General features: G+C 38.7%; 9 protein-coding genes. 4 read left to right on the forward strand and 5 right to left on the reverse strand.

What is annotated here, in order from left to right; genetic code table 11:
* Positions 1-66: 66 nt before the first annotated feature.
* On the reverse strand, positions 67-861 hold the full coding sequence (locus HQN86_RS20345) for an AraC family transcriptional regulator (protein ID WP_172662728.1): 795 nt from the start codon (positions 859-861) through the stop codon (positions 67-69).
* 83 nt (positions 862-944) lie between these two features.
* Here HQN86_RS20345 and HQN86_RS20350 point away from each other — a divergent pair, with 83 nt between their 5' ends.
* Genes HQN86_RS20350 through HQN86_RS20360 form a run of 3 tightly spaced genes read left to right on the forward strand, consistent with a single transcriptional unit; the run spans position 945 to position 4,928 of the window.
* Entirely contained in the window at positions 945-2,270 is a 1,326-nt protein-coding gene (locus HQN86_RS20350) for a TolC family protein (RefSeq protein ID WP_172662729.1), read from the forward strand.
* Position 2,271: 1 nt separating this feature from the next.
* Positions 2,272-3,336, forward strand: coding sequence for an HlyD family secretion protein (locus HQN86_RS20355; protein WP_172662730.1), 1,065 nt, complete (start codon positions 2,272-2,274; stop codon positions 3,334-3,336).
* Complete coding sequence (locus tag HQN86_RS20360; RefSeq protein ID WP_172662731.1) at positions 3,333-4,928, forward strand: MFS transporter; 1,596 nt, start codon at positions 3,333-3,335, stop codon at positions 4,926-4,928. The genes HQN86_RS20355 and HQN86_RS20360 overlap by 4 nt, the downstream gene beginning before the upstream one ends.
* A gap of 111 nt (positions 4,929-5,039) precedes the next feature.
* Here the strand turns inward: HQN86_RS20360 and HQN86_RS20365 are convergent, their stop codons facing one another.
* The 4 genes from HQN86_RS20365 to HQN86_RS20380 form a co-directional block, all read right to left on the reverse strand.
* Positions 5,040-5,936 (reverse strand): DUF3078 domain-containing protein, encoded by an 897-nt coding sequence (locus HQN86_RS20365; protein WP_172662732.1) that lies wholly within the window; start codon positions 5,934-5,936, stop codon positions 5,040-5,042.
* A 207-nt stretch (positions 5,937-6,143) separates the two neighbouring features.
* A complete protein-coding gene (locus HQN86_RS20370) occupies positions 6,144-6,566 on the reverse strand; it encodes a DUF4945 domain-containing protein (protein WP_172662733.1) in 423 nt (140 codons plus the stop codon).
* A gap of 13 nt (positions 6,567-6,579) precedes the next feature.
* On the reverse strand, positions 6,580-8,328 hold the full coding sequence (locus HQN86_RS20375) for a RagB/SusD family nutrient uptake outer membrane protein (protein WP_172662734.1): 1,749 nt from the start codon (positions 8,326-8,328) through the stop codon (positions 6,580-6,582).
* An 11-nt stretch (positions 8,329-8,339) separates the two neighbouring features.
* The gene (locus HQN86_RS20380; RefSeq protein WP_172662735.1) at positions 8,340-11,507 is read right to left on the reverse strand and encodes a SusC/RagA family TonB-linked outer membrane protein; all 3,168 of its coding nucleotides are present in this window, start codon (positions 11,505-11,507) and stop codon (positions 8,340-8,342) included.
* Positions 11,508-12,008: 501 nt separating this feature from the next.
* Between HQN86_RS20380 and HQN86_RS20385 the strand changes: the two genes are divergently transcribed.
* Positions 12,009-13,043, forward strand: a complete 1,035-nt coding sequence (locus tag HQN86_RS20385; protein WP_172662736.1) for a substrate-binding domain-containing protein — start codon at positions 12,009-12,011, stop codon at positions 13,041-13,043.
* Positions 13,044-13,287: the final 244 nt, after the last annotated feature.

The following is a 13,287-nucleotide window of genomic DNA, read 5'->3' on the forward strand; positions in this document are numbered from 1 at the left end:
AGATAAGCGGGAATGGTCGGTATGATTATTCCCGCTTTCTTTTTTTAAAGCCTTTAGACTTATGTTTTAGCGCTTCCCAAAATCGGACGGGCGGATATTTGTAAGTTGAAAAAATGCTTTGCTAAATGCCGCCAGGCTATTATAGCCAGTAGCATATGCAATCTCGCTGGTTGATTTACTGGTTTGCAGAATCATTTCAATAGCCCTAACCATCCTTAGCAGTTTTAAATATTGTAAGAAAGAGATACTCATTACAGATTGAAATAATCTGGAGAGTGTTCTCTCGGCCATACCAAATCTTTTTGCCATATCTTCCAGCGTAAGCTGTTCATTGTAATGCCTTGCCAGAAAAGCAATAATTGGAAGTAAACGTTCATTGTTTGTGGTTGGTAAAGCTATTGGGAATGCTTTTATACCAAGCTGAGGAAGTAAGTTCTTTAAAGAAGACAGGAATTGGAAAGGCACCACATTATCCGCAGAAATATTCCCGTTCCATTTCTCAGTAAAGATGATCATTTCCAGTAAAAGATTATTGACGGGATAGATGCCCAATTGCTGAAAGAAGGGCTCACTGGTATCACCCTGGTCATAAAAATAGATGTTTCTAATCACTGTAGCCTGATGCCTTACTTCAAGATAGTGCGTTAAGCCCAATGGCACCCATACATAATGCCGGGCAGGAATAATATAGCTCACGTTTTTAATGTGTATGAAAGCTACGCCACCCTGAACGTACGTTAATTGTCCTTTTGTGTGCGAATGGGCCGTTAGCTTGCGCTCTATTTTTTCATGTAAAACGAATATACTATCTGGATTTAAGTCAATTGCGCTAAGATATTCTGATGTTTTTAAAATATTCATTGGCTGTAATGGACAAATAATTGGCAATATAGATAAAATTACAGCTTTGTCATATGGCTAACTTTGTGCATTCTATAAATTATATGTATTTCTATAAAAACCATTATGCTCTTATCTTGCTCTCCGTCCTCATTTCCACTACTACCTTAGCACAGCAAGACCTCTCAGCAAATCATTTGTCGTTAACAGAAGTCTGGAGTAAAGCAGAAACCAATAGTAAAGCCGTCAGGATGCAGGGTTTAAAACTTAACGAATCTGAAGAGGCGATAAAAGATGCCAAAGCAGAACGACTACCTGATATTGAGGCCGAAGGGGAGTATGCAAGGGTGAGCAATATGCCTATTTACGACAATGGTCTGTTTCATACCCCTTCACAATTTGAAGTGGTTCATACTTCGTATAGTTTTGGTGGCAACGCATACTTTAACCTTTACAACGGGAATAAAACCAACCTGAAGATCAGAGAAGAAAAAGAAAAGAAGAACCTTTCTGTGGAACAACTAAATTTAACTACTTCTGAAATTAAGTTAAAATCAGCTGCATATTACCTTGATCTGCAGAGGAGTAAAGTATTTAAAGACTTACTGTTAAAGGATATAAGCGATCAGGAAAAGCAATTAGCAGAGATCAGACAACTCTTTAAAAATGGAGTGATCTTAAAAAGCGACGTGCTAAGAGCAGAGCTTAAGTTGTCGCGCCAAAAGATGTCGCTATTACAAATTGATAACGACATCAATATAGCCAACCAAAAGCTGGCAATACTGATTGGTGAGCAGGATGATTTTAAGATATTGCCCGACTCGCTAACCAGCACTAGTTTAGTTATTAAAAGTTATCCCGAATATTTGGATGAAGCCATAACACACTCTTATGAACTAAAGATCTCTGAAAAGGAAACTGAATTGAATAAGCTGGAACTGAAAAAAGTAAAGGCCAATGTATCTTTTAAAGTGGGCTTGTTTGCAAATTATACCTATTCCTATCCTCAAATTCAATTTTATCCTTACTCTATAGCTATGTATGGGATTGGCTTAAGTGGTATAAAAGCAAGTTTCCCTATCTCAGCATTTTACCATAACAAACATAAAACCAAGGCGGCTGAGCTGGCATTTCAGCGACGAGAGGTTGAACACGAAGCAACAACAGATAAAGTTAGACAGGAAGTTAACGAAGCCTATTTAAGATATAAAGAAGCCATTACAAGGATTGATGTAGCAAAGCAGAATATAAAGCAAGCGACAGAGAACCTGAGGATCGTTAACAATACTTATTTCAACCAGTTATCACTGCTAACTGATCTTTTAGATGCTGATACACAATTGCTGCAAACCAGATTTGATCTTGCAGCAGCGCAGATAGCGGCACAATTACAATATTTCCAATTACAAAAAGCAATAGGCAACCTTTAAAATGCGAACAAAAAAGAAAAACTATACAAGTACCGATCAGCTCATCACCAAAGTCACGGCCTGGATTGCAGGCGTTATTGTTCTTGGTTTAATGATCTGGGGAGTAATTTCCTTATTTGACCTTTATAAGTATGAAGAAACCAATGACGCACAAGTAGAGGAATATATAAACCCTATAACTTCAAGAGTGACAGGTTATATAAGAACAATTAAATACGAAGAAAATCAGGATGTAAAGAAAGGTGATACCTTGCTTGTTATCGACAACAGTGAGTATAAACTTGGTCAGCAAGAGGCCGAAGCGGCTTTGTTAAATGCACAGGCTCAGATTAAAGTAATGGAAAGCAATGAGCTAACCACAACAAAAGCAGCAAGCGTTATGAAATCTCAGATCGCTTCTGCAAAAGCTAAACTTTTAAAGCAACAGCAGGATTATGATCGCTATTCAAAGCTTTTCAAAGTAGAATCTGCAACACTACAACAATTGGAAAATAGCAAGGCTGCCCTGGATGTAGCAGATGCAGAATACAGATCGGCCCTGAACGGCTATGAAACTTCGGCATCGAAAGTTAACGACATCAGGTCTCAAAGGGACGTATATCTGGCTGAAATAAAGCGTAGAGAAGCATTATTGGACAGAAACAAGCTTGATGTAGGCTACACGGTAATTACAGCGCCGTACAATGGAAAGATGGGAAGACGAACCATACAGGAAGGGCAGTTGATCCAGGCCGGACAAACACTGGCATTTATTGTAGATCAGGAAGCGGGCAAATGGGTTATTGCCAATTTTAAAGAAACCCAAATTTCGACCATGAAGCTAAATGGCCATGCGGTTATTGAAACTGATGCTTATCCGGGCGAGGAGTTTCAGGGAACGATTGTTTCCTTATCTCCGGCGACAGGGGCAAGGTTCTCATTACTGCCTCCTGATAATTCTACCGGTAATTTTGTTAAGGTGGTGCAGCGTATCCCGGTTAAAATTAAGTTAGATGACGATAGGAAAATAACCGATAAGCTAAAGGCAGGTATGAATGCTATTGTTGTAATTGCTAAAAACCAATGATTGCTGTAAAACCGGTATTTAAAAGATGGGCTCCTGAATGGCTGATCAGAGGCACCATATTCATTGTTATTTTACCCTGTCTGCTGCTTTTTGGGTTATCTACGGCCAATCCAAATGCTGCAGCTGGTTATTATGGTATTGAACCTGCTGATGTTCAATATTCAATGATCATATTCTATGCTGCAGTTGCCAGTTTCTTTGCCTTGGAAAGGCGTTTTTTTGTGTACCTGGCTACTAAGGAGTATTTCCTTGTAGGGATTATACTGCAAATTGTTACTTCATACATTTGCTATAACACGCATAATTTACATACGCTTTTTATATTCAGGTTTATACAGGGAATGGCCAATTGTGGTACAACAAGCATTTGCATTACATTAATATTTAGCAGAATTCAGAGCGAAAGGGCCAGAGAAATCGGCTATTCTATTTTCTACGGCATGCTGTTGTGTATAAGTCCGATATCTATGCTGCTTACCGCACCAATTGTAGATGCCTACGATTACAATTTCTTGTATAAAGCCATCATATTTTGCTATTTACCTGGTGCTATTTTGCTATTGTCTATCATGAATACGGTTCGTTTAAACCGTAAGATTCCACTTTATCAGGTAGATTGGGCCAGTTTTGTGATCTATGCACTAGTTTTATGCCTGATTGGTTATGTGCTGGCATATGGTCAACAATACTATTGGTTGCAGGATAAACGCATAGTTAGAAGTTGCGGTGCAATATTGGTACTATTGCTCATCCATATTTTAAGACAGCTCAATTTAAAGAGACCTAGCCAGAACATGGAAGTGTTCAAATACAGAAACTATATTGTTGGTGTGTTTTTAATCTTTGTGCTTTATATTGTTCGCGGTGCACTAAACATTACAAATCTATACTTTGCTACTGTTTTGGGAATGGATCCAATTCATATCGCGTACATCATGGCTGCCAATATTGTGGGAATAGTGATCAGTATTTTAATTTCTTCAAGACTTTTAATCTTAAAAAGGCCAATGAGATTGATCTGGATCTATGGTTTCGGCTTGCTGTTGATATTTCACACCTGGATGATCTTCCTTTTTAATACTCAGGCAGATGCTTCAACTTTTATCATTCCATTAATTGTTCAGGGAATGGGAGCAGGTATGTTAATGACGCCTGTAATCGTTTTTGCTGTTTCTTCGGTTCCTGAACGTTTGGGTGGTACGGCTTCAGCCGTTGGTGTGTTCTTTCGCTTTTTAGGTTTCTGCAGCAGTATCGCTTTAATTAATTTTTATCAGCTTTATAATAGAACCAATCACATAAACCGTTTTCAGGAGCATATCACTTCTTTAAATCCGGTAGCGGTGGAAAAACTTGAGATGTATAAACGAGGATTAGTTGGAAAGGGAGTTTCTACAGGTCAGGCTGCTAAAATTGCTCAGGGATTGCTCGGCAGATCCATAGAAACTCAAGCTCAATTGAGATCAGCAATAGATTACTATACGGTTATAAGTGGTTTATTGATTGTTGTAATCCTTATAATTGCATTGATTCCCTACATTAACAGGACTATTATTAATCTTAAATCAAAGCAACCTGCTCCAATATCTTACTAGTTGCTTATGCCTGGTCTTCACATAGTTCACATTACACACACATTCTTCACAAAAAGGTACCCTTTTGTGGGTTTGGTGTGAAGGATGTGTGTAGAATGAGTGAAGAAGTATCTAGAACTTGTAGGTAAAACCAGCTCCGAAAATCTGTTTAACCTGTAAAGCTTTTTTGAATTCACCTTCAATCCTGACTCCATTAGCATCTAAGATTGGGATTTCAGTCTTGTCGTCATAAAGCAATTGTACACCAGCGTTTACGGTTACAAATTTGTTTACCTTCATGAAAAGGTTGGCTGTATAATCTGTATAAACGTTTTGTGGTTTATCGAGATAGTTAGAGTATAATTTCAGGATGTTCTCTAAACTAATATTTTCTACAAGATTTACTTTGTAATACGCATCTAATGAAGCACCAAACTCATAACGAAGCCTTTTCATTGGGTCGTTCCCAAATGATTCAGCTAAATTTCTGTTCCTTACAAAAACAAAACGGGAAGCAAAGGGAGAAATGTTGACCCTGAAATTATCATCGCGTTTATAGGCAATACCAGGACCAAGAGTTAGGTAAGCTGGTGCAAACAGATCTGAAATCAGCGTTTTTCCATCTCCCTCGTACCTATATCCTTTAGCGAATTGCGTTTGGAAATTCGCATAAAAGGTATACATCCAATATTTGGAGGCTTTATAACCGAGCAAACTATTTAATATAAGCCTGTCGTCATTTTTACGAACGCCAATATCGTCTTGCTTGCTCAGACCAAATCCAACGATTGCTTTATTGTCCCAGGTCCATTTGTTTTTTTTATAGTTAAAGTCGTAGTTAAAAACGAGATTTCCAGCAATTGAATTTACACCTCCTGCTGCCCAATTTGAAAATGAGCTTTGATTGATTAAGAAAGTATTCTCCCCGTGAATTGTCCAGGTTTTAGTCGTATCTGCAGCGGGTGTGTCTTGTGCATAGCCAATAAAGCTGGCACACGACAATGAAAGTAATAGGGCGATTTTTTTCATAATAGGTACTGTTTTTGATAAATTTTAAACAATTGTGTTCTAATTTTTTCGATAAATGATTAATCTAATATCGTAAAATGTTATTATTTTATCAAAATATACGCCCGTATTGAAAGAGGAGTATGCTTTTGGTTTAGCTATATTAGAGATACTGGTCTGGTGCCATTGTTGGTGCCAAACCAGTATCGAGTGTTAAGCTTCTTTAGTTTATTTTGTATAAACTACCGTCTGTCCAAGTGAATAAATCTGACTTGAATAGTTCTTGTCAACAACTTTTGTATTTCCCATAAGTTTTACCGTAATGTGGTAGGTTTTTGCTGCATCAGGCAATTGGTATACAAATTCTGTGGGTGCATTAGCAAGTGTAGTAGAAAATACCGAAACTGTTTTTGTAACACTTATCACCTCGTTTACCTCAACAAATATGTTTAAAGGCTGAACAATTTGATCTGAAACGGAGGACGGAATGCCCCAGGTTAACTTTACTTCCTTTTCAGCTGTTTTCTGTAATTGAAGGTTGGTTACCATTGGCAAACTCACTCCAGCTTTGCTTTCAATAACCGGCTCTTTCTTACAGCCGGTAAACAGAAAAATCAAAGGGAGACAACACATATAAATAATTTTTTTCATCACTATATAGATTTTAATATCCTGGATTCTGTACATAAGTTCCTTGAGAGTAATTCATTTGAGGCTGAGGAATGGGTAGGAATTCATCCCTGCCAGCAGTAAAATGTGCAAGGTTAAACCAATCAAAACGTTTTTTCTCCTTTTCAATGTAGGCGTTCATTACCGTACTTAACTGTCCCCAACGCATGAGATCGTAAAAGCGTCGTCCTTCGCCTGCAAGCTCCAACCTGTCTTCCCACATTAATGCTTTCCATGCAAAATCTTTGGTCCAGGTACAGTTTACACCGGGTTTATATTGTTCTACTTTATAATTCATCCACAAACTTCCATCGTCTTTCTTTAAACGGCCAAGGCTATTTGCTGCCCGTGCCCTTATTCTGTTTATGATGGGGAGGGCTTCATCAATTCTATCTAATTGGATTAAGATTTCGGCCTTCCAAAGCAATACTTCTGCATAGCGAATTTCTTTCTTGTTCATTGAATTTTGAACATAAAAAGGCTTGAACATGCAGTTACAATCAGGACGGACCTGTTCTTTCATAGAGTTGAAGTATCCATATTGAAATGGCGCACGTGATCCAGATTCATCAAACATAAGTTTGTTGTCATATTTCCAGGGATAGCCAGGTATCGCCACAGTATGTCCCATTCGTGGGTCAAAAGCATGATCCTTGAAATACTGTTTGTAAAGCTGTCCGCCTAATTCAGTATTGTTGTAATTGTCGAAATCAGGTAACCCGGTTCCATCAGTTTTAAAAGCATTTATCATGTTGTGGGAGATCTTATGAAAATCGCAGCAGCCAAAATACGGAGACCACCAGGGTGCATTAAGCTGATCGCCCCAGTTTACCCTTCCATTGGTTGTTCCATCGTCTAAAGAGTACTGGATTTCCCAAAGAGACTCTTTGGTATTGTTATCATATTCAATCATAAAGTTCTCTGCAAAATCCGGAGTCAGGTCATACTGCGATCCATCTCTTGCGGTAATTTCATTAATATGTGCCAAGGATTTGTTTAAAGTTTCTTTGTTGATATTAGTCACCTCATGCCTGTCATTTTTTTCATACGCTCTAAATAGTAGGGCTTTGGCGGCAAGGGCATGAGCGGCAAACTTAGTAGGGCGGCCCTTTTCGGCCTGGGTTTCTGGCAATACATTGGATGCGTCTTCTAAATCTTTGATGATCTTATCCCACAATTCAAGGTCGTTTACAGAACCTTTAGGCCGGTTGGAAATTCCTGCAACTACCACGGCATCTGTTGCGACGGTTTCGTCTATCCATGGTACATAATTCCATCTTAATTTCATCCCCAGATAAATCCATCCTCTTAGAAATTTCATTTCTGCAATACGTTGTTCTTTGGCTGCAAACTGCGTTTCGTCAAATTTACCTAACAGGCGCAGCGCACCATTGGCACGGCTGATGGCACAGTAACCCTGATACCATGGCCCATCATTATTTCCAACGTTTGGCGTTACAGCTGAAAAGATCTCCATTTCGTACCATGGAGTTTGATCACTTAAACCACCTCCACCTTTATAGGCATCGTCAGAGCGGAGACTGGCTATCCAGGGTGCATGGGTATCAGGATATCCCAGATTCGGCATGTAGGCGTACGCTGCCGTTACAAAGTTTTCCAGTTGTTCCGGATTGGACACCTGCTCTTCAGTTAAAGCGCCCTTGGTTGATACATCGAGGTACTTTTTGCACCCAAAGAATAGGATAATTCCAAGGAGTGCTATAATTATTTTATATTTTTTCATTTTCGTACGTTTTAAAATGTTACGTTAATACCTAAGTAAGTAGTAAGTGGCATTGGATAGCCCGTGCCTGGATTTTCGGGATCTCCTGCGGTGAACTTGCCACTTTTAACGGTAAAAAGATTTTGAGCAGATATGTACAACCTTAACCTTTCTACGCTGATCTTCTGAGTAATTTTTGAGGGGAATGTATAGCCTAAATCAGCACTTCTGAGTTTCACGTAAGATCCCGGCTCGATAAAGTAGGTAGACAATCTTTTTTCACCATTTGAGTCGCGTCGTGACAATGCTGGGATGTCTGAATTAGGATTTAAAGGGGTCCAGGCATCCAACACGCGGAGTGGGTGATTTCTGTCGTTCTGAACACCTATGTTCCAGAAATCGCTCAGTTCTTTCCATGAGTTATATACGTCGTTGCCAAAAACACCCTGAAAAAAGGCGGTAAAATCGAAATTTTTATAAGAAGCCTGAAGATTTAGACCAGCCATTAAATTGGGATCTCGAACGCCTATCCAGGTACGGTCGTAGGCTTCATTAATTACCCCGTCTCCATCCAGATCTTTGTATCTGATCCTTCCAATACCTTTTCCTGGTTGTTGGGCAGAATTATCAACTTCTTCCTGCGTTTTAAAAATACCATCGGCAACCAGGCCATAAAATGAATTAAGTGGCCGACCAAGAACATCGTCTAACAATCCATTGCCACCATAAGCGTACCTAACGCTTGAAGGCAGGCCTGTAATTTTATTTTTGTAGGCAGAAAAATTAGTGGTGATATGATAAGAAAAATCACCCTTGGTGTCATTCCAGCCCAGGATCAATTCAAACCCTTTGTTCGTCATATCTGCACCATTGATCCATTTGTATCCACCTTCACCCAAAGCTCCAATATAGGGTGGTAGAAAAAGCATGTCTGTTGTTTTCTTATTAAACCAATCCAAAGATCCCGTAAGGCGATTGTTTAAGAAAGCAAAATCAACACCTATGTTAGTTTGGGTAGTGGTTTCCCACTTTAAATCCTGGTTACCCAAACTTCTTCTGAGGTATCCTGATGGGATACCACCGGTTTGATTACCGGCTATCGGATAAGAAGTCCCATCAACATTTACACCGTAAATGTTTACCAGTAAAGCTGAGGCGAGTGGTGCAGAATTACCATTTTGGCCCCAGCTTGCCCTTAGTTTCAAATCTGAAATAGCGCTGACATCCTTTAAGAAGGATTCGTTCTTAATTCTCCAGCCGGCGGAGAAGGCAGGAAAGAAACCGTATTTATTGTTTTCTCCAAATACAGAAGAACCGTCACGGCGAATAGTTGCGGAAAGCAAATATTTGGATGCATATGCGTAATTGATTTTTCCAAAGTAAGAGAAGAGCTTTCTTTCATTACCTCCGCCTAACAGGCCTTTGCTATCACCCGTTGCTGTTCCAAGGTAAGCGTAATCTCTATTTTCTAATAGCAGTCCGTCGCGGTTACCCTGAAAATTTTCCTGTAAAAGTTTGTAGGCTTCTAAACCGCCAAGCATATCCACCGTATGTTCTCCAAGCTTAAGGTTATAGGTTAATGTATTTGTCCAGGTAGTTCCAAGGTCATGTGTGTTATTTTGAAACACCCTGTTTATGGTATTACTTTTTCCTCCGGCCTCAACCCACTTCGGATCAATTGTTCTGTCGTATTCCATCGTATAATCTACACCAAATTGGGTTTTAAGTGCCAGATTAGGCAGGATCTTCAGATTTGCATAGACAGTTCCCAATGCCTTTAAATAGTTATTCCTGTTGTCTTTTCTTATCAATAGGTCTCTAACGGGGTTGTTAAAGTCGTCCATACCAAGAGGCATGGCTACACCACCCCAGCCTCCATTAAGATCATAAACCGGAATGTTTGGCGGCATCACCAAAAATCCATAAGTACTGTTCACATCATGAATTGCAAGTTTCGATAATGCAAAATTTTCGCCTATAGTTAGTTTGCCTTTTAACAGGTCATAATCATTATTAAAACGCGCTGAATAGCGTTTAAAATTTGAGGTAACCTGTGTACCATTATTATCATAATAATTTAAAGAGAAAAGACTGGTTGACCTTTCGCTTGAGCTGGATATAGTTAGCTGATGATTTTGCTGATAACCAGTTCTGGTTCCTTCTTTAAACCAATCTGTATCTGACGAAGGCATGGTATGACCTGCATTTAACCATTCTATGGGAGTGACCTTGTTTAGTACAGGAACTCCGTTGGCATCCCGATTCCAGTCGTAGTTATAAATACGTATGTTACCAGGACCCGGATCGTCGCCATCATTAACGGTTGCCTGCCATAAACCCTGGCCATACTGCACTGCATTAAGCATATCCGGAACTCCGGTTATTTTGGAAGCACCAACATAACTATCAACTGTTATTTTTGTATTATCACCCTTTCTGCCTTTTTTTGTATTGATGAGAATAACACCACCTGCAGCGCGGGAACCGTAGATTGAAGCCGATGCTGCATCTTTTAATACCTGCATAGATTCGATGTCATTTGGATTAATGTCTCTCAGATTAATAGTAACAGGCTGACCATCCAACACAATCAGGGCAGGAGAGGAGTTCATAGAGGTAATGCCACGTACTTGAATCCCCACATTTTCAGCAGGGTTACCATCTGTTGTAATAAAAACGCCTGGAACTTTTCCCTGCAAAGATCTCATGACATTTGCACTGGGATTTTTTGCAAAATCGTCTCTCGAGATTACACTTATGGCCCCGGTTAGATCAGCCTTTTTTTGCGTCATGTAACCCGTAGATATGGATACCTCTTCCAATGTTTTACTGTCATCAAGCAGGGTAACGTTGTAAACATTGCCAGAGCCAATAGGAATTTCTCTGGTTTCCATCCCAATGTAGGTGAAGATGAGATGGGAACCAGTGCTTTGTAAGCTGATGCTGTATTTTCCGTTTGCATCAGTTTGTGTCTTTGCAGTTTCTCCCTTGATAGTGACGCTTACACCCTGTAGGGGGATGCCTGCATCATCCTTGACTGTTCCTGTAATAATTCGAGATTGTTGTGTTGCATTTACCTGAAAAGCGTTTGCTTTCAGTGGGTGGTAATTTGCAAGTAAGAAAAAGAAAAAAATCTTTAATACTACTCTGGCATTACCACCATAACGATTACTCGTTTTAGTGTTCTGGTGACCTTTCATAAAAATTTAATTTGGTTTATGGTTAAAAAATGAGCGCAGTAAGTGTTCTCCATAGTTAGAAAAATAGGAGTGCCTCGTCTCAATGATATTAGCTAAAACATAAGCAAAAATTCCAGGGACCGCGTATCCCTAATAGTTGCTTACACGTTTAAGCAAAAAGATCAAAAAAATTCCGAAGCGATCTCGGTTCAAAAAATGATTTATAATTGGTGTATATCAAACTTAAGCTTAAACGTTTAAACAAACAAGCAGTTTTTTGTATTTCCTACAACAATTCCATTAAAAAGCTTTGGATAGATTTTCAGAAATGGCATTTAAGCAGGTGAGAATGCACTTTTTGATCAATTCAAATTTTGCTTCGTGATAAATTCTTTACAATAGCTACCTGAAAAGCACTAATCAATTTGGTTTTCAAGATAGTGATACTAAAAGTCTGAAATTAATTAAACAAATGTTTCAATTAATATTTTTATGTTAATCGATTAAGCATACCTTTACGCAATGAAGAAGAAGGTATCCATCAAAGATATTGCACAAACTGTGGGTGTTTCTACCGCGCTGGTTTCTTACGTGCTAAATAATAAAGAAAAAGAAGCACGTGTTGGAAAAGAAATAGCCCAGGTAATAAGAGATACAGCTGTGGAGATGGGGTATCAGCCTAACCAGATCGCCAAAAGCCTGAAAACAGGAAAATCGCATACTTTTGGATTAATTGTCGCAGACATATCCAATCCGTTCTTTGCTAATCTTGCAAGGAATGTTGAAGACGAGGCGAAGAAATTTAATTATACCGTGATTTTTGCAAGTGCGGATGAAAATGCAGAGAAATCTCAAAACCTGATTAATATTTTAACAGAAAGGCAGGTTGATGGTTTTATCATTGCACCGGCTGAAAATTCACAAGACCAGATTGAGGCACTTCTAAAGAACAATATTCCACTGGTACTTATCGACAGGTATTTTAAAGGCCTGGACACCAATTATGTGGTGACTAACAATTATGAGGCTTCTTATCATGCTGTTAGCCATTTAATTGCAGCGGGAAAAACAAATATCGGCATGGTCGCTTATAAAACAGATTTAGTTCATATGCTGGATAGAAAGCGGGGTTACCTTGATGCAATTAAGGATAATAAGCTGTTAAAAGCTAAAACTCCGTTGATCAAAACAGTTGATTTTAATGCTAACCAGGAAGAGATAGCAGTGGGTATTCGTGAACTGTTTGCTCAGAATCCTGCAATGGATGCGCTATTTTTTGCAACAAATACCCTTACTTTAAAAGGATTGAAATCGTTAAATAAAATGCAGTATAGGGTTCCTGACGATGTAGCTATTGTATGTTTTGATGAGAGTGAAGCTTTTGATTTCTTTTATTCTCCCTTAACCTATATAGAGCAGCCATTACTTGAAATGGGTAAAAAGGCTGTTCAGATCTTAATTAAAAACATAGCTGATAAGAAAAGTCTCAATACTCAGATAAGCATCCCATCTAAATTAATTGTTAGACAATCAAGCGCTACGGTTAAAAAGGATTAATTTAATTCCCTGTGTGCATGCTAGAACGAGAATGTTACATCAAACCCTAAAAAAAAATAAAAAAATATTTGTTCGTTTAAACGTTTAAGCTTAAGTTTGATTACACAATCAAATTATAAACCATTTAAAACCGAAGTGCTCAGCATTTTTTTTTATCCTTTTTAGCTTAAACGTGTAAGCAAATTCAAATTTCAGTTATTTGGAGTACACAATTTCAAGAGAAAAGCGTATTAAGTAGCCGAGG

The organism is Pedobacter panaciterrae, from assembly GCF_013204795.1.
GTDB classification, from domain to species: Bacteria; Bacteroidota; Bacteroidia; order Sphingobacteriales; family Sphingobacteriaceae; genus Pedobacter; species Pedobacter panaciterrae.